The following is an 18,005-nucleotide window of genomic DNA, read 5'->3' as shown; positions in this document are numbered from 1 at the left end:
CACCGGCTGTGTCCACCGAGAACTGGGGCCCGCGCACGCGATGACCGTCTACAGCCACCAGAGCGGCTCCACCGCTTCCCGGCCGCCCGCCTATCCGCGCCACCTGGTCACCGCCGTGATCGTCTCGCACGACGGCGCCCGCTGGCTCCCGCGGGCCATGGCCGGCCTGCTCGGTCAGGACCGCCAGGTCCAGCGCGTCCTCGCGGTCGACACCGGATCCACCGACAACTCTCCGCAACTGCTCGCGGACACCCTCGCCGACTGGCTGCCCGAGAGCGGACCGCTGGTCCTCGGCCGCCGGGCCGGCTTCGGCACCGCCGTCCACGAGGCCGTGGCGGGCAGCGCGCCCCTGCGCCCGGAGGACCTCCCGTACCGGCTCGACCCCTCCGGCTACGACCCGGTCACCGGCGGCTGGGACGACTTCGGCGACCCGCTCGCCCAGGAGGACGACCTCGGCCGCGGCGGCCCGCGCGAGACCCGGCCGGTCGAGTGGCTCTGGCTGCTGCACGACGACTGCGAGCCGCAGACCGACGCCCTGCGCCGACTGCTCCAGGTCGCCGACTCCACCCCCAGCGCCGCCGTGGTCGGCCCCAAGCTGCGCAGCTGGTACGACCGCCGCCAGCTCCTCGAGGTCGGCGTCACCATCGCCCGCTCCGGCCGCCGCTGGACCGGCCTCGACCGCCGCGAGCAGGACCAGGGCCAGCACGACCAGGTCCGCCCGGTGCTCGCCGTCTCCAGCGCCGGCATGCTGGTGCGCCGGGACGTCTTCGAGGAGCTCGGCGGCTTCGACCGGGCCCTCCCGCTGATGCGGGACGACACCGACTTCTGCTGGCGGGTCAACGCCGCCGGCCACCGCGTGGTGGTCGCCCCCGACGCCGTGCTGCGGCACGCCGAGGCGGCCGCCCGCGAGCGCCGGGCGATCGACTGCGGCCCCGCCCACCCGCACCGGATGGACAAGGCCGGCGCCGTCTACACCCTGCTCACCAACTGCAAGGGCGCGCTCTTCCCCTACGTCCTGCTGCGGCTGGTGCTCGGCACCCTGCTGCGGGCCGTCACCAACCTGCTCGGCAAGGACCCGCGCCAGGCCTTCGACGAACTCGCCGGCCTCGGCCACGAACTCGTCCGCTTCCCACGGCTGTTGGCCGGGCGCAAACGCCGCGCCAAGTCCCGGTCGGCGGACGCCCTGGACGACCGCACGCTCTTCCCGGCCCCCGGCGCCACCACCCGGCTGGCGGTCGAGGGCGTCGTCGGCTCGCTCGGGATAGGGGGCGGCGACGACACCGGCCGGCACGGCTCGGCCGAGGCCGGCGGCGACGAGGACGCCGAGGACCTGGTCGTCGAGCAGTTCGCCCTGCTCAAGAAGCTCGCCCGGCGCCCGGCGCCGGTGCTGTTCGCGGCCCTGCTGGTGTTCGCCCTGATCGCCTGCCGCGGCCTGCTCGGCAGCGGCGAGCTGTTCGGCGGCGCCCTGCTGCCGGCGGCCGACGGGGCCGGCGGCCTCTGGTCGATGTACGCGGACGCCTGGCACCCGGTCGGCACCGGGTCCACCGCCGCCGCACCGCCGTACCTCGGCGTGCTCGCGGTGCTCTCCTGGATCCTGTTCGACCACGCCGACCTCGCGCTCACCCTGCTCGTGGTGCTCTCCGTCCCGCTCTCCGCGGTCAGCGCCTACCTGGTGTCCCGGCCGCTGCTGGACTCCAAGCTGGTCCGCGCCTGGGCCAGCGCCACCTACGCGCTGCTGCCCGCCGCGACCGGCGCGCTCGCCCAGGGCCGGATCGGCACCGCCGTGCTCGCCGTGCTGCTGCCGCCGCTGGCCCGCGCCGCCGCCATCGCGGCCGGCCTCGGCATCCGCGCCGAGAGCGCCGCCAAGGGCGCCCGCCCGGGCTGGCGCCCGGTCTGGATGACCGTCCTGCTGCTCACCCTGGCCACCGCCTTCGTCCCGATAACGTGGGCGCTCGCGGTGCCGCTCTGCCTGGCGATGCTGGTCGTCGGGGTGCTGCGCGGCAGCGCCTTCGGCTCCGGCGGCGCGGCCCTGCGGCCGCTCGGCCTGCGCGTCCTGGTGATCCTGGCGGTGCCGGTCGCGGTGCTGGCCCCGTGGTCGCTCAAGGTGCTGTCGCACCCGCAGTGGCTGCTGCTGGAGGCCGGGCTGCCCGGTCTGCACGGCACCGGCGCGAGCGCGGCCGGCCTGCTGCTGGTCAACCCGGGCGGCGCCGGGGTGCCGCCGGTCTGGCTCTCGGCGGGTGTCGTGCTGGCCGCCCTGGCCGCGCTGCTGCGCGCCGACCGCCGCCGTGCGGTGCTCGTCGCCTGGGGCGCGGCCGGCGCCGGCCTGGTCTTCTCGGTCGTGGTGGCGGGCACCTCCGTCACCCCGGCCTCCGGCGGTCCGGCGGTGCCCGCCTGGACCGGCCCGGCGACCCTGATCGCCGGGCTCGCCCTGCTCGCCGCCGCCGCGATCGGCGCCGACGGGGCCAACGCCCGCGTCGCCGGGATCGCCTTCGGCTGGCGTCAGCCGGTGGCCGCCCTGGTGGTGGCCTCGGCCGTGCTGGCCCCGCTGGGCACCGGCCTGTGGTGGGCGCTGACCGGCGCCGGCGGCCCGCTGCACCGCGGCCAGGCCGACCAGGTCCCCGCGTTCATCGCCGAGGAGGCCGGCACCACCGACCGGGCCCGCACCCTGGTCGTCACCGGGGAGAAGGGCGGCGGCGCGGTCCGCTACACCGTGCTGCGCGGCGCCGGTCTGACGCTCGGCCAGGCCGAGTCCACCGTCGACCCGGCGACCGGCACCCAGGACGGCCTGAACAAGATGGTCGGCAGCCTGCTGGCCGGCTCCGGCGCCGACCAGGCCAGCGCCCTGGCCGGCTACGGCATCGCCTACGTGCTGGTCCAGCAGCCGGTGATCGACGCCTTCAAGGACGTCCTGGACACCACCCCCGGCCTGGTCAAGGCCAACCAGGACGGCGCCGCCGCGCTCTGGCAGGTCAACGGCACCCCCGCGGTCCGCGCGGTGATCACCGCCCCGGGGGCCACCCCGGTGGTCGTCCCGTCCGGGGCCCGCGACCTGTCCGCCACCGTCCCGGCCGGCCCGGACGGCCGGGTGCTGCGGCTCGCCGAGTCCGCCGCCCCGGAGTGGAAGGCCACCGTCAACGGCACCGCGCTGGAGCCCACCACGGTCGACGGCTGGGCGCAGGGCTTCAAGCTCCCGGCCGCCGGCGGCAAGCTGGCCGTCACCCGCGAGGGCGGCGCCGCCCACACCGGCTGGATCTGGGCCCAGGTGCTGCTCGGCCTCACCATCCTGGTGCTGGCCCTGCCCGGCCGCCGCAGCCACAAGGACGACGACCTGCCGGAGGAGGCCGTCGCCACCGCCGCGCTGGCCGCCGCCGCCCAGGCGCAGGCCCCCGCCCCCGGCAGCCGCCGGGCCCGCCGGATGGCCGAGCGCGGCGAGGGCGCGGAGGGCGCCGAGGGCGGTGCCGAGGAGTCCGGGGTGTACGACCGGCCGGGCGCGATCCCGGCCCAGCCGAGCTCCGAGCCGGTGACCGGCGCCGTCCAGGCGGCCGCCGCCATCCAGGACGCCGAGCAGTACACGGACCCGTACCAGGCGTACCAGCAGGCCGACCCGTACAGCTACGACCAGTACGCGGCCCAGCAGCCGGTCGCCGCGCCGTACGGCGGCCAGGGCTACGACACCCAGGGGTACGACGCCCACGGGTACGGCCGGCAGCAGGGCTACGAGCAGCCGTACCAGCCCGAGCAGCAGCCGTACTACGAGGTCCACGGCTACGACGGCGGGCAGCAGCCCGAGCAGCAGCAGCCCTGGCTGCCCGGCCAGTCGCAGGGCGAGGCCCCGTACGACCCGAACGACCCCAACGGCCCCGGCCGGTACCCGCACCAGCACGGATCGGGGAGCTGACCCGCGATGAAGAAGCCCGCATTCAGGAAGAAGTCCGGCGCCGGCGAGGCCGCCGAGCCGGCCGGGCCCGCCGTCGCGGCGGAGCCGTCCGGCCCGGCCCGGACGTCCCGCCCCGGCCGCGGCCGCGGCCCGCTCGCCGGGCGAGCCGGAGGAGCCGGAGGAGCCGGGCGAGCCGGAGGAGCCGAGGGGGCCGGAGCAGCCGGGTCCGGCGGGGCGGCGAAGACCACCCAGTCCCTGCTCGCCGCGGCCGTGGTGCTCGCGGCGGTGTTCGGGATCGCCCAGGTACGCCCGCCGGCCGCCCCGGCCAAGGCCGGCACCGGAGCCGCCGCGACCACCGCGCAGGTCGAGCGGACCTCGGTGGTCTGCCCGCAGCCGGTCCAGGGCCTGACCGGCTCGACCACGCTCACCGCCTACACCCCGCCCGGGACGGGCTCCGCCACCGGCGGGGCCGGCTGGCTCTCCGACGCGGCCGCGCCCGCCGTGCCCGCCGCCCAGCCGACCACCGCCCCCGCGGCCCCGGCCGCCGCCACCCCGGCCCCGACCGGCTCGGGCGCCCCGGGCGCCCCGGTCCAGGACAAGAACGCGGCGCCCGCCGACGCCCGGTTGACCGTGCCCAAGCCCGGCACCCCGGCCACCGGCCCGGCCGCCAACGGCGACGCCGCGCCCGGCACCGGGGCCGTCGCCACCGGCGCCCTCGCCCCCGGCTTCACCGTCACCCAGACCACGGTGGTCACCGAGCAGCGCGGCCTCGGCCTGTCCGGCCTCACCTGCACCCCGGCCGCGACCAGCTTCTGGTTCGCCGGGGCCAGCACCGCCGCCGACCGGGTCGACTACCTCAGCCTGGTCAACACCGAGTCCGCCGCCGCGGTGGTGGACATCAAGCTGTACGGCGACAAGGGCCTGATCGACAACGACGCCGCCAACGGGATCACCGTCTCGCCCGGCAGCTCCCAGGCCGTCCTGCTGTCGACCCTCACCAAGGGCGCGGTCGCCGACCTCGCGGTGCACGTGGTGGTGCGCTCCGGGCGGGTCGGCGCCGCGCTGCACGCCGCCGACGGCGGCAAGGGCGCCGACTGGGTCCCCGCCTCGGACGCCCCGGCCCCGGTCCAGGTGATGCCCGGCCTGCCCGCCGACACCGCCTCCGCCCGCCTGGTGGTCTGGGCGCCGCCGGAGGACGACGCCGACCTGAAGATCCAGCTGTCCGGCAAGAACGGCTGGTTCAGCCCGGCCGGCAACGAGTCGATCCACGTCAAGGCGGGCATGGTGGCCGCCGTCGACCTCGGCAAGCTCACCCGGGACGAGGTCGCCGGGCTGCGGTTGTCGCCCAGCGACGACAAGCACCGCACCCCGGTCGTGGCCGGGCTGCGGGTCGACCGGGCGGCGGCCAACGGCAAGACCGACGCGGCCTGGCTGACCGGCAGCGACCCGGTCGGCGCCCGCGCCACCGTCGCCGACAACCGGGCCGGCGCCTCCACGCTCTACCTGACCTCCAGCGGCGAGGCCGCCACCGTCCGGGTCACCGCCTCGGCCGGCAGCGGCGGCGGCACCCCGGCCACCAAGGAGGTCCAGCTGCCGGCCGGCGGCACGGTCGCCCTCCCGGCGCCCGAGCCCGCCGGGCTGAACGGCGTCTTCGCGCTCACCGTGGAGACCGTCTCCGGCGGCCCGGTGGTGGCCGCCCGGATGCTCTCCCTGCCGGCCAAGGACGTGCCGATGTTCACCGTCCAGGCGCTGCGCGACGACCGCAGCACCGTCAAGGTCCCGCAGGCCGGCCAGGACCCGGGCGTCGTCCTGCGCTGAGCGCGCCGAGCGGGGCCCGCGCCGGACACCCGGCGCGGGCCCCGACCCGTCTCAGTCCTCGTCGTAGCGCGGGTCGATGGCGTCCGGCGACAGCCCGAGCAGCTCCGCGACCTGTTCGATCAGGATCTCGTGCACCAGCGCCGCGCGGTCCTCCCGGGTCTTCGCCCGGATCTCCACCGGCCGCCGGTACACCACGATCTGGCTCTTGCGCCCCTGCTGGCCCGGCGACACCCGCCCCAGCGGCACGCCGTCCTCGGCGTCGGCGCCGTCCGGCTCGTGCAGCGGCACCTCCTGGACGGCGAACTCCACCTCGATCAACTGCGGCCAACGCCGTTCGAGGCGCTCCACCGACTCGCGCACGTAGTCGTCGAACAGTTCGGAGCGGGTGAGCGAGATCGGCACCTGGGGCGGCGCCAGCGGGCCGCGCAGGCCCCGCCCGTGCCGGTCGCGGTGCCGGGGGCGGCGCGCCGGGCCTGTCGATGACTGCGGTGCGGAGCTGTCCATATCACTGCCGAGGGTAGTCCTTGGACGGTCGGAAGTGGACCACTCCGACCGGGAATCGCACGGGGCGTCGGATACGCGGACCCGGCGCCCGCGGGGCGACACGGCACCCCCTCCGGGCAGGCGGTCTTCGCTCCCCGGCGGGGAGTGCGGTACCGTCCACCCTCGTGAGCTCTGTACGTCGTTGTTCGCGGACCGCGTGCGGCCGGCCGGCCGTCGCGACGCTGACGTACGTCTACGCGGACTCCACCGCCGTCCTCGGGCCGCTCGCCACCTACGCCGAGCCGCACTGCTACGACCTGTGCGCCGAGCACGCCGAGCGCCTCACCGCCCCGCGCGGCTGGGAGGTCGTCCGGCTCGCCGCCGAGGCCGGGCCGCTGCGCCGCAGCAGCGACGACCTGGAGGCGCTGGCCAACGCCGTGCGCGAGGCCGCCCGCCCGCAGACCCCCCGTCAGGGCCGCGGCTTCGAGGGCGAGTCCACCGAGGGCGGCCGCCGCGGCCACCTCCGGGTGCTGCGCTCGCCCGACAACTGACACCCCTCCCGGTACGGGGCGTCCCCGGTCCTGGCACGGGGCGTTCGTCCGGCCCGGGTACGCTGCCCGTCTACCGTCACCGCGCCCGTCGACCGACGCGCGGTGGCCCCGACGTTTCGTGATCAGTCCTAAAACCAGGGTGGAGCCGCAGTGCGCGACCTCAAGCAGCTCGTGAAGGCGTACGACGTCCGAGGCGTTGTCCCGGACCAGTGGGACGAGAGCCTGTCCCGGGCCTTCGGTGCCGCGTTCGTGCAGGTCACCGGCGCGACCGCGATCGTGGTCGGGCACGACATGCGGCCCTCCTCGCCGTCGCTGAGCCTGGCCTTCGCCGAGGGCGCCGCGGCCTACGGCGCCGACGTGGTGCAGATCGGGCTGTGCTCCACCGACCAGCTGTACTACGCCAGCGGCAAGCTCGACCTGCCCGGCGCGATGTTCACCGCCAGCCACAACCCGGCCCAGTACAACGGCATCAAGCTGTGCCGGGCCGGCGCGGCCCCGGTCGGCCAGGACACCGGCCTGTCCGAGATCCGCGAGCTGGTCGAGTCCTGGACCGCCGAGGACGACACCGTCACCGTCCCGGCCAGGGACGTGAAGCCGGGCGCGCTGTCCGCCCAGGACACCCTGCGCGGCTACGCCGACCACCTGCTGGGCCTGGTCGACCTCACCGCGATCCGCCCGCTCAAGGTCGTGGTGGACGCCGGCAACGGCATGGGCGGCCACACCGTGCCGACCGTCTTCGACGGCCTGCCGATCGAGCTCGTCCCGATGTACTTCGAGCTGGACGGCACCTTCCCGAACCACGAGGCCAACCCGCTCGACCCGAAGAACCTGGTCGACCTCCAGGCCAAGGTCCGCGAGGTCGGCGCCGACGTGGGCCTAGCGTTCGACGGCGACGCCGACCGCTGCTTCGTCGTGGACGAGCGCGGCGAGCCGGTCTCCCCGTCGGCGATCACCGCCCTGGTCGCCGTCCGCGAGATCGCCCGCGCCCGGGCCGCCGGCGAGGCCGAGCCGACCGTCATCCACAACCTGATCACCTCCTGGACCGTCCCCGAGGTGGTCCGCGAGCTCGGCGCCAAGCCGGTGCGCACCCGGGTCGGCCACTCCTTCATCAAGCAGGAGATGGCCGAGACCGACGCCGTCTTCGGCGGCGAGCACTCCGCGCACTACTACTTCCGCGACTTCTGGCGCGCCGACACCGGCATGCTGGCCGCGCTGCACGTGCTGGCCGCGCTCGGCGGGCAGCCGTCCGCGCTGTCCGGGCTCACCGCCGAGTACGACCGCTACGCCGCCTCCGGCGAGATCAACAGCACCGTGGCCGACCAGGCCGCCAGCACCGCCGCCGTCCGCGCCGCCTACGCGGGCGGGGAGGGCACCACGGTGGACGAGCTGGACGGCCTGACCGTGGCCGGCCCGGACTGGTGGTTCAACCTGCGCGCCTCCAACACCGAGCCGCTGCTGCGCCTGAACGTCGAGGCCAAGGACCCGGCGAAGATGGCCGAGCTGCGCGACGGCGTGCTCGCCGTCGTCCGCGGCTGAGCCCCTCGCCCGACGCCGAGCCCGGGCCCCCGACCGGGCTCGCGCCCGCGCGGAGCGCCTGAGCACGGGCCCCGGTGCCCCGGCCGGTAGGGTTTCCTATCGGCCGGGGCACCTCCGTGCCACCCCCGAACCTTGGAGAGCCCCATGAAGCTCGAATCCTTCCTGCTGGAGATCCTGGTCTGCCCGCAGTGCCGGGCCGCGCTCGTCGAGGGCGGCACCGAGGAGCAGCCCGAGCTGGTCTGCACCGGCGCGGACTGCGGCCTCGCGTACCCGGTCCGCGAGGGCATTCCGGTCCTCCTGGTGGACGAGGCCCGCCGCCCGGCCTGATCCTGGGGGCGACGCCCGGGACGAAGCCCGGGCGGAAGCCCCGGGACGAAGCCGCCCCGACCGCCCCGACCGCCCGTCCAGGACCGCAGCCGGAGGTTCGCCGCATGCTCGACGACACCCTGCTCGACGACCCGGCCGCCCTCCAGCGCGCCGACCACGACCGCGCCCTGCTGGCCCTGGCCGGCGCCGGTGCGCGGGTCCGCACCGCACTGCGGCAGGCCGAGGCGGCCGGCCTCGACCGGCTGCGGCCGGACGGTCGCCCGCGTGCCGTCCTGGTCGCCGGGCACGGCAGCGCGCTGACCGCCGCCGAGATGCTCTCGGCGCTGGCCGGTACGAGCTCCCTGGTCACCCCGCTGCCGCCGACCGAGGCCGCCGCCCCGCGCGCCGACCGGGCCGGCGCCCCGCCCGCCTTCACCGCCGGGCTCGGCTGGCAGCTGCCCGGCTGGGCCGGCCCGCTGGACCTGCTGGTGATCAGCTCCGCCGACGGCGGCGAGCAGGGCCTGGTCGCCCTCGCCGAGCAGGCGTACGCGCGCGGCTGCGCGATCGTGGTGACCGCCCCGGCCGGCAGCGCGCTGGCCGAGGCCGCGCTGCAGGTGCGCGCGCTGCCGCTGCCGTTCGTGGCCTCGGTGCTGCCCGAGGACCTCGCGCCCGTGACGGCCGTCGAGCCGGACCTGCCGGCCGAGGACCCGGCGGCGCTCTGGTCCCACCTCGCCCCGCTGCTGGCGCTCGCCCAGAAGATCGGCCTCACCCAGCTCCCGTACGACGCGCTGCCGGCCCTCGCCGACCTGCTGGACGCCGCCGCGGTGCGCTGCCGCCCGGACGCCGCCGCGTACACCAACCCGGCGAAGGGCCTGGCCGCCCGGCTGGCCGGGACGGTCCCGCTGCTGTGGGCCGAGGGCCCGATCGCCGGGGCGGCCGCCACCCGGTTCGCCGCCCAGCTGGCCGACCGAGCCGGGCGTCCGGCGCTGGCCGGGCCGCTGCCGCAGGTGCTCACCGCCCACCGCGGCATGTTCACCGGGCAGTTGGGCGCGGGCGCCGATCCGGACGACTTCTTCCGCGACCGGGTCGAGGAGCCGGACCCGCTGCACCTCCAGGTCCTGCTGCTGCGGCACGCCCCCGGCGCGGCCGGCCCGGCGGCGCCGGACGAGCAGGACGGCCCGGCCGAGGTGCCGGAGGAGGACGCCGGGCCGCGCAGCTTCGGCGTCTCCCGGGCGCACCGGCTGGCCGCCGCGCACGACGTCCGGCTGACCGAGTACGCGAGCACCCGGCCGGACGCGCTGCACGCGCTGGCCGACCTGGTCGCGCTGACCGACTTCGCCGCCGTCTACCTGGGGCTCGCCGCCGCGCAGTCCTGAGACGGTCGGCCGATCGGGCCCCCGGGGCCGGTACGGTAAGCGCTCGACGACGCCGACCGACCCGTGAGGACCTGGAAGCATGAGCACCGAAGGCGGTACCAAGGCACTGATCGCGGCGCTGTCCGCGAACCTGGCGATCGCCGTGGCCAAGTTCACCGCCTTCGGCTTCACCGGCTCCTCCTCGATGCTGGCCGAGGGCGTGCACTCGGTGGCGGACTCCGGCAACCAGGTGCTGCTGCTGATCGGCGGCAAGCGGGCGCGCCGGGCGGCCGACGAGGAGCACCCCTTCGGGTACGGCCGCGAGCGCTACGTGTACGGCTTCCTGGTGGCCATCGTGCTGTTCAGCGTCGGCGGCCTGTTCGCGGTCTACGAGGGCTGGCACAAGATCAGCCACCCGGAGGCGCTGGACTCCTGGGGCTGGGCGGTCGGCGTGCTGGTCTTCGCCATCGGCATGGAGGGCTGGTCCTTCCTGACCGCGATGCGGGAGTCGGAGAAGGCCAAGGGCAAGCAGAGCTGGACCCAGTTCATCCGCACCGCCAAGGCGCCGGAGCTGCCGGTGGTGCTGCTGGAGGACACCGGCGCGCTGATCGGCCTGGTGCTCGCGCTGTTCGGCGTCGGGCTCACCGTGATCACCGGCGACGGCGTCTGGGACGGCATCGGCACCCTGTGCATCGGCCTCCTGCTGGTGGTGATCGCCGTGGTGCTCGCCCTGGAGACCAAGTCGCTGCTGCTCGGCGAGTCGGCCGACAAGGACTCGGTGCGCCGGATCCGGGAGGCGCTGGTGGACGGCGAGGCGGTCACCCGGGTGATCCACATGCGCACCCTGCACCTCGGCCCGGAGGAGCTGCTGGTCGCGGCCAAGATCGCCGTCAACGCGGAGGACAGCGCCGCCCGGGTCGCGGAGGCGATCGACGCCGCCGAGTCGCGGGTCCGCGCGGTCGTCCCGATCGCCCGGGCGATCTACCTGGAGCCCGACGTGTACAGCGCCGAGAAGGCCGCGGCGGGCGACGACCCGGCCGCCACGCCCGGCGGCCCCGGCCCGGGCGGCGCGCACTGACCCCTCCCGCGCCCCCGTCCCGCTGACCGACCTGTCCCGTACACCGGCCCGTCCTGGGGCCCGGCTTGAGAGCGGGTCGGACCGGGGGCCGAAATCGGTCATCGGCGGACGGCCGGCGGGGCCATCGGTGTAGATTCGTCACCAGAGCCAGAACGTCGCTGCTGATGGCGGTCGATCGGCGGTCCGCACCCCGCGGGGCGCGCGCCGGTCGAGGGAGAGAGGTCCTCCGACGGTTTGTGCTGCGCAACGGGAAGCCGGTCCACCACCACGGACCCGGCGGTCCCGGCGTGGCCGTGCACCCGTACGGCCTGACGCACGCGACGCACGCCCGGACCTATGGCCCCACCCCCATCAGCGAGGAGCAGACGCATGTCGACCGACATCACCGGTGACTTCAAGGTCGCCGACCTTTCCCTGGCGCCGTTCGGCCGCAAGGAGATCCAGCTGGCCGAGCACGAGATGCCCGGTCTGATGGCGATCCGCGCCGAGTACGCCGAGGCGCAGCCGCTGGCCGGCGCCCGCATCACCGGCTCGCTGCACATGACCATCCAGACCGCCGTGCTGATCGAGACCCTGACGGCGCTCGGTGCCGAGGTCCGCTGGTGCTCCTGCAACATCTTCTCCACCCAGGACCACGCGGCCGCCGCCATCGCCGTCGGCCCGGAGGGCACCCCGGAGAACCCGCAGGGCGTGCCGGTCTTCGCCTGGAAGGGCGAGACCCTGGAGGAGTACTGGTGGTGCACCGAGCAGGCCCTGACCTGGCCTGACGGCAAGACCCCGAACATGATCCTGGACGACGGCGGCGACGCCACCCTGCTGATCCACAAGGGCGTCGAGTTCGAGAAGGCCGGCGTCGCGCCGGACCCGTCCACCGCGGACAACGACGAGTTCCGGATCATCCTGGAGCTGCTCAACCGCACCCTCAAGGACACCCCGAACAAGTGGACCGAGGTCGCCTCCACGATCAAGGGCGTGACCGAGGAGACCACCACCGGTGTCCACCGCCTGTACGAGATGCACCGTGACGGCCAGCTGCTGTTCCCGGCCATCAACGTCAACGACTCGGTCACCAAGTCGAAGTTCGACAACAAGTACGGCTGCCGCCACTCGCTGATCGACGGCATCAACCGCGCCACCGACGTCCTGATCGGCGGCAAGGTCGCGGTCGTCTGCGGCTACGGCGACGTCGGCAAGGGCTGCGCCGAGTCGCTGCGCGGCCAGGGCGCCCGCGTGATCGTCACCGAGATCGACCCGATCTGCGCGCTGCAGGCGGCGATGGACGGCTACCAGGTCACCACCCTGGAGGAGGTCGTGGAGATCGCCGACATCTTCATCACCACGACCGGCAACAAGGACATCATCATGGCCTCGCACATGGCCCGGATGAAGCACCAGGCCATCGTCGGCAACATCGGCCACTTCGACAACGAGATCGACATGGCCGGCCTGGCCAAGCTCGACGGCGTCGTGAAGACCGAGGTCAAGCCGCAGGTCCACGAGTGGCGCAAGGCCGACGGCCGCACCATCATCGTCCTCTCCGAGGGCCGCCTGCTGAACCTGGGCAACGCGACCGGCCACCCGTCCTTCGTGATGTCCAACTCCTTCGCCAACCAGACGATCGCCCAGATCGAGCTGTTCACGAAGACCGAGCAGTACCCGATCGGCGTCTACGTGCTGCCGAAGCACCTGGACGAGAAGGTCGCCCGCCTGCACCTCGACGCGCTGGGCGTGAAGCTGACCACCCTGAGCCAGGAGCAGGCCGACTACATCGGCGTCCCGGTCGAGGGCCCGTTCAAGTCGGAGCAGTACCGCTACTGACCGATCAGCGGATCCGACGGCCGGCGCCCTCCCCTCCGGGGGCGCCGGCCGTCGGCGTTCCGCCGGGGCGGTTCAGCGGGTCCAGGAGGCCTCGTCCGCGCCGAGCACCTCGAACCGCTCGAGCAGACCCGCCAGTCCGCCGGCCCCCTGGACGGACGGGAGCCCCGCCGCGGTGCCGTTGGCGCAGAGCTGGACGCCCTTCTCGACCCGGCACACCGGGGTGCCGCCGTTCGGCCGGCCGTCCGCGAACTTCCCGAAGCCGTCCGGCTGGACCGTGACGCTCAGCCACTTGTCGCCGACGGTGTACGACAGGATGGCGCTCCACGGGGGCTCGGAGTCCCTGGTGGGCCGGTGGACCTCGGCGTTCCGCAGCCCGAGGTCGGCGGGCAGGCCGGTCGGGCGCACCGGGAAGGGGACGTCCCAACTGCCGAACTCGGCGCCGGCCGCGACCCGGAGCAGGTCGTCCTGGACCTTCGCGTCCAACCACAGGGTGGCGGTCAGCTGGGCCCAGCGGCCGGAGGCGGTCAGCCAGCGCAGCCCGCCCAGGGACCCCGACGCGTCGGTGAGCAGCCACTGGGCCTCCCGGCCGGCGACCGGGGGCGCGGGGGCGGTGTGCTGTCCGGGGGCGGGGGACTCGCCGGGGCCGCGCAGCAGCTCCAGCTTCAGGGCGGGGGTCGCGTTGAGGACGGCGGTGGTGGTGGCCGCGGTGGTGACGGAACGGCTGTCGCTGTTCGCGTAGCCGACGGCCGGCCGGGCCAGCCACGACGGCAGCCAGCCGAAGCGGGCCTCGGCGCTCAGCGGACCGGTCCGCGCCGCCGGGGTCGGCGCGGCCGTCGGGGACGGCGCGAGCGAGACCGGGGCGGTGGGCGCGGGGACGGCCGGCGCGGGCGGCGCCCCGGCCGGGCGCAGCAGCAGGACGCCGGCCAGGACGGCGGCGGTCGACCCGGCCACCACACCGACCAGGGCCTGCCGGCGGCGGCGCAGCCGGACCCGGCCGCGGGCGATCACCGCCGAGGTGTCGAGTGCGGCGGGCGGCGCCGGGGCCTCGGCGAGGGCACTCAGCCGGGCGGTCAGATCACGCTGCTCGTGCGACCTCATGACGTCCTCTCGGCGGTGGTGGGACGGGGGGAGAGCGTCGTCCGGAGGGTGGCGAGAGCCCGCGAGGTCTGGCTCTTCACGTTGCCCGAGGAGCAGCTCATCGCATCGGCGGTCTGATCGACCGTGAGGTCGCAGTAGTACCGGAGCACCACGGTGGCCCGCTGCTTGGGCGGCAGCGCGGCCAGCGCCTTGCGCAGGTCGAGCCGGGCGTCGAGGTCGGCGGCCACCGACGCCACGTCCACCGGCGCCGCGGTCCGTGACGTCCGCCGCCACCAGGACGAGCGCTGCTCGGCGAGGAAGGTGTTGACCAGCACCCTGCGGGCGTAGCCGTCCAGGTTCTCCACCCGGCCGGCCCGCGACCAGTTCACGTACAGCTTGGTCGCGCACTCCTGCACCAGGTCGTCGGCCCGGTGCCAGTCCCCGCACAGCAGATAGGCGACCTTGCGCAGCCAGCCGCTCCTGGAGGCCACGTACTCCGTGAACTCCACGTCGCGCGTCTGCTTCGCCATCCGCACCCCCTCTCGTCGTGGTGGCGGCGCACCGGCGCGCCGTCCGCCCCTCTAATGCGGGCACCGGCCGGAACGTTGCACGCGAACCGCGGACGTAGGCTTTCCGGCATGCCCAACGGCCGGTACTCGCTCCACGACCCGCACGACCACGTCCCGCTCGGGGAGGAGCGCTTCAGTTGCGCGCCCGGGGCGGCCGGGTGGCGGTACGTCTCCAAGACCTACGCGCCGGACGGCCGGGTGCTCGGCAGCACCGACCTGACGCTGGACTCGCGCGCCCGGCCGCTGCGGCTGGAGCTGCGGGCCGGCGGCTGGCAGGTGCGCGGCGGGGCGGTGGACGGGGTGGCCTGGGTCCGGACCGACGCGGCCGACCCCGGCGGCGAGCACGCGGCGGAGGGCCACGACCGGGCGCACGCCTTCACCGGCCGCTCGCCGGGCTTCCTGGTCGCCACCGCCCGGCTGCTGCGGCTGCGGGAGGGGGCGAGCGCGCGGGTGCGGCTGGTGGCCTTCACCGAGCCGGTGCTGGCGCCGCGCACCCTCGACCAGGGGTGGCTGCTGGAGGGCGTCGACACCCACGAGACGGATTCGGGGCCACTGCTGGTCGAGCGGTACCAGGTGGCGGACCTGGAGACGGGCGAGCAGCAGGTCGTGCACCTGGCGGGCGACGTGGTGCTGGCGGCGGAGGGGATCGAGCTGGAGGAGCTGGAGTCGCCGCCGAACGCCTGGCGGGTGGGGGCGGAGGAGGAGTAGCGGGCCTTCGCGGCCGGGGCTGGTGCGGCAGGGCTGCTGCGGCCGGGGCGGTTCGCCTCAGGCGGGCGGGGCGAAGCCGCTGCCGGCGGCGGGCTTGTCGAAGGACGGGGCCGTCGGGGCGGTCGGTGCGGCTGCCGGGGCCGCGGCGGGGGCCGGGGGAGCCGTGGGCGCGGGCTGCTGGGCCGGCAGGCCGAGGACCCGGACGGGCCGTCCGTCGGCCGGGCCGGTCGGAGCCGGCGCGGGGAGCGGACCGGAGGCCGGGCGGGGAGCGGGCACCTGGGCGGGCACCTGGGCGGGTACCGGTCGGCCGGGTATCGGCCCGGCCGCCCACAGCTGCTGCTGGGCCCGGGTCCACTCCCGCCGCTGGCGCTCGGTGAGCACCGCGCCCAGGTACGCCGCCGGGTGCAGCCCCGGCGCGATCGGGTGGCCGATCAGGGCGGACAGGTCCTCGGCCAGCCGGGTGGACATCCGGTGCATCACCGCCGGGTCCAACTGGCTCGTCCGGCCGAGCAGTTGGCGGACGGCCAGCCAGAGCGGCTCCGGTACCGCGGACAGGTCCATCGCGACCAGCTCGTGGCCCATCGACTGCAGCAGGTGCGGGTGCACCGGCGGCAGCGGGGTGGCGGAGCCGCCCGCACCCGGGGTGCGCTCGCGGACGACCACCGTCCCGGCGAAGATGTCGCCGAGCCGCTTGCCGTCCGAGTGCACCGCCGAGGTGATCACGGCCGGGGCGCCGGTCAGCACGATCATCTCGAAGAAGCCGACCAGCCCGCGCACCAGCGAGTGCCGGAAGCGCACCGGCCCGCCGTCGGTGCGCACCACCCGCAGGCCGAGCGCGGCCTTGCCGAGCGAGCGGCCGCGGGTGAGGGTCTCGACCATCACGGGCACGGCGACCAGGAAGAACACCATCAGGCCGATCATCGTGGCGGCCAGGGCCGCGCCGTCGAGCCCGATCAGCGCGAGGCTCAGCAGCAGCGTGAACACCAGCAGGGCGGCGAACTCCACCAGCAGGTCGATCACGATCGCCAGGGCCCTGCTCGGAAGCTTCGCCGTCTGCAGGCCGAGGACGACCGCCTCACCCGTCACCAGGTCGCTCAAGACACCTGTCCGTTCACGTTCTTGGAGCCGGTACGGCTCGCCCATGGGGATCCGGCGCCTGGGAGGGCGGCGGTGCCGGGGGAGGGAACCACCCCGGACCGGCTCCCCGTGACGCGCTCTCCGCAGTCTGATCCGCAGCCGCAAACATACGGGGCCCGGTGGGCGCACGGGAAGTGAGATCCCGACGGCCGGGGCGGCGGCCGCTGCTGGCATGCTGGGCCGCGCGTGTCCGCCCGGACCCGCCAGCCCGGACCCGCCCGCCCGCGGACCCGCCCGCGCACGCACGTCCGCGCCCGCCGCCGATCTATGGAGCCGCCGAAATGGACCTGGACGTCTTCGTCGCCACCCACCAGGGGGAGTGGGCCCGACTGGACGCCCTCGCCCGCCGGCGCCGGCTCGGCGGGGAGGAGGCCGACGAGCTGGTCACGCTCTACCAGCGCGCCACCGGACACCTCGCCAAGGTCCAGGCCGCCGCGCCGGACCCGGCCCTGGTGAGCCGGCTGACCGGCCTGGTCTCCCGCGCCCGCAGCGCGGTGACCGGCGCCCGGACCAACGGCTGGCAGGACGTCGCCCGCTACTACACGGTGAGGTTCCCGGCCGCGCTCTACCGCTCGCGCCGCTGGTGGGTGCCGGTGGCGGTGGTCTCGATGGTCGCCACCGCACTGCTCGCCTGGTGGATGGCCACCCACCCCGAGGTCCGCAACAGCCTGGTCGCGCCCGAACACCTCCAGGAGCTGACCCGCCCCGGCGGCCAGTACGAGACGTACTACTCGGACCGGCCGGCCAGCTCCTTCGCGGCACAGGTCTGGACGAACAACGCCTGGATCGCCGTGCAGTGCCTGCTGTTCGGGATCGCGTTGGGCATTCCGGTGCTCTACGTGATGTGGACCAACGTGCTCAACCTCGGCATCGGCGTCGGGCTGATGGCCTCCGCCGGTCGCCTCGACGTCTTCCTCGGCCTGCTCATCCCGCACGGCCTGCTGGAGCTGACCGCGGTCTTCGTGGCCGGCGGCCTCGGGCTGCGCCTCGGCTGGACCGTCATCGACCCCGGCCCGCGCACCCGCTCGGTGGCCCTGGCGGAACAGGGCCGCGCGATCATCGGCATGTCGATCGGCCTGGCGACGGTCCTGGCGGTCTCCGGCGTCCTCGAAGCCTTCGTGACCCCGTCCGGCCTGCCGACCTGGGCCCGCATCTCCATCGGTGTGCTGGCCGAGGCGGCCTTCCTCCTCTATGCCCTGGTGCTGGGCCGGCGGGCCGCCGGGGACGGGGAGTTCGGCGATCTGGACGCGGCCGACCGGGCGGACCTCCAGCCCGTCGCGGCCTGAGCCGATGTGATCGACAGGTCTCTGACCTGCTAGTCTCCTACTCGTCCGGCCAAAACCATTGACGTGGTGAGGGTGGGCTAGTAGGTTTGAACGGTTGGGACTGACTGGACAACGGTCGGTCCCGGGCGTTAGTGTCTACGACACCGCCGAATCGAGGCGAGCGTGTTCCACGGAATACGCGTCCTCTGACGAAGCAAAATCCCACGGACGGATCACTCCGAAAGCCTTGATAGGCTTCGGAACGAAGTTCGCAGGAAATCCCCCCAGTGGGAATCGGATGAATGAAGCGCCGGTAAACGGAGCGGAAAACGTCTGGTAAGCTGGAAACACGAAAGAACGAAGCCCGGAGGGTCCGCTGGAAGGCGGTCCGAAGGAAGCGTCCGTTCCTTGAGAACTCAACAGCGTG

The 18,005-nt window shown here is 75.1% G+C and carries 14 protein-coding genes; 10 read left to right on the top strand and 4 right to left on the bottom strand.

Annotated elements, in window-relative coordinates; all coding sequences use genetic code 11:
• The first annotated feature begins 40 nt into the window (after positions 1 to 40).
• A complete protein-coding gene (locus ACFY4B_RS32960; protein ID WP_387974172.1) occupies positions 41 to 3,898 on the top strand; it encodes a glycosyltransferase in 3,858 nt (1,285 codons plus the stop codon).
• Between the two features lie 6 nt (positions 3,899 to 3,904).
• Positions 3,905 to 5,695, top strand: a complete 1,791-nt coding sequence (locus ACFY4B_RS32955) for a DUF5719 family protein (protein ID WP_387974169.1) — start codon at positions 3,905 to 3,907, stop codon at positions 5,693 to 5,695.
• 51 nt (positions 5,696 to 5,746) lie between these two features.
• Here ACFY4B_RS32955 and ACFY4B_RS32950 read toward each other — a convergent pair whose 3' ends face one another.
• Entirely contained in the window at positions 5,747 to 6,199 is a 453-nt protein-coding gene (locus tag ACFY4B_RS32950; RefSeq protein WP_049659268.1) for a metallopeptidase family protein, read from the bottom strand.
• Positions 6,200 to 6,363: 164 nt separating this feature from the next.
• On the opposite strand from ACFY4B_RS32950, the gene ACFY4B_RS32945 reads away from it, so the two are divergent.
• The 6 genes from ACFY4B_RS32945 to ahcY all read left to right on the top strand — a co-directional run bounded on the left by ACFY4B_RS32945 (position 6,364) and on the right by ahcY (position 12,822).
• The gene (locus tag ACFY4B_RS32945; protein ID WP_049659269.1) at positions 6,364 to 6,729 is read left to right on the top strand and encodes a DUF3499 domain-containing protein; all 366 of its coding nucleotides are present in this window, start codon (positions 6,364 to 6,366) and stop codon (positions 6,727 to 6,729) included.
• A 150-nt stretch (positions 6,730 to 6,879) separates the two neighbouring features.
• Positions 6,880 to 8,265: a phosphomannomutase/phosphoglucomutase gene (locus tag ACFY4B_RS32940; RefSeq protein ID WP_049659270.1), complete on the top strand. Its 1,386-nt coding sequence runs from the start codon at positions 6,880 to 6,882 to the stop codon at positions 8,263 to 8,265.
• A 144-nt stretch (positions 8,266 to 8,409) separates the two neighbouring features.
• Positions 8,410 to 8,592 carry a Trm112 family protein gene (locus ACFY4B_RS32935; RefSeq protein WP_049659271.1) on the top strand — a complete coding sequence of 61 codons (183 nt, stop codon included), beginning with the start codon at positions 8,410 to 8,412 and terminating at the stop codon, positions 8,590 to 8,592.
• A 104-nt stretch (positions 8,593 to 8,696) separates the two neighbouring features.
• Entirely contained in the window at positions 8,697 to 9,947 is a 1,251-nt protein-coding gene (locus ACFY4B_RS32930; RefSeq protein WP_375877529.1) for an SIS domain-containing protein, read from the top strand.
• Between the two features lie 79 nt (positions 9,948 to 10,026).
• Complete coding sequence (locus ACFY4B_RS32925) at positions 10,027 to 11,004, top strand: cation diffusion facilitator family transporter (RefSeq protein ID WP_049659434.1); 978 nt, start codon at positions 10,027 to 10,029, stop codon at positions 11,002 to 11,004.
• Positions 11,005 to 11,373: 369 nt separating this feature from the next.
• On the top strand, positions 11,374 to 12,822 hold the full coding sequence (ahcY, locus tag ACFY4B_RS32920; protein ID WP_049659437.1) for an adenosylhomocysteinase: 1,449 nt from the start codon (positions 11,374 to 11,376) through the stop codon (positions 12,820 to 12,822).
• A 72-nt stretch (positions 12,823 to 12,894) separates the two neighbouring features.
• Here ahcY and ACFY4B_RS32915 read toward each other — a convergent pair whose 3' ends face one another.
• Entirely contained in the window at positions 12,895 to 13,920 is a 1,026-nt protein-coding gene (locus tag ACFY4B_RS32915) for a hypothetical protein (RefSeq protein ID WP_387974164.1), read from the bottom strand.
• On the bottom strand, positions 13,917 to 14,429 hold the full coding sequence (locus ACFY4B_RS32910) for a SigE family RNA polymerase sigma factor (protein ID WP_049661338.1): 513 nt from the start codon (positions 14,427 to 14,429) through the stop codon (positions 13,917 to 13,919). Before ACFY4B_RS32910 ends, ACFY4B_RS32915 begins: the two co-directional genes overlap by 4 nt.
• Before the next feature lie 108 nt (positions 14,430 to 14,537).
• On the opposite strand from ACFY4B_RS32910, the gene ACFY4B_RS32905 reads away from it, so the two are divergent.
• Complete coding sequence (locus tag ACFY4B_RS32905; RefSeq protein ID WP_074003857.1) at positions 14,538 to 15,176, top strand: hypothetical protein; 639 nt, start codon at positions 14,538 to 14,540, stop codon at positions 15,174 to 15,176.
• 57 nt (positions 15,177 to 15,233) lie between these two features.
• Here ACFY4B_RS32905 and ACFY4B_RS32900 read toward each other — a convergent pair whose 3' ends face one another.
• A complete protein-coding gene (locus ACFY4B_RS32900; protein ID WP_375877527.1) occupies positions 15,234 to 16,274 on the bottom strand; it encodes an RDD family protein in 1,041 nt (346 codons plus the stop codon).
• Between the two features lie 320 nt (positions 16,275 to 16,594).
• Between ACFY4B_RS32900 and ACFY4B_RS32895 the strand changes: the two genes are divergently transcribed.
• Positions 16,595 to 17,599, top strand: coding sequence for a stage II sporulation protein M (locus ACFY4B_RS32895; RefSeq protein WP_387974161.1), 1,005 nt, complete (start codon positions 16,595 to 16,597; stop codon positions 17,597 to 17,599).
• Positions 17,600 to 18,005: the final 406 nt, after the last annotated feature.

Source organism: Kitasatospora sp. NPDC001261 (genome assembly GCF_042896795.1).
GTDB lineage: Bacteria > Actinomycetota > Actinomycetes > Streptomycetales > Streptomycetaceae > Kitasatospora.
This window is presented reverse-complemented; position numbering and strand designations above follow the sequence as displayed.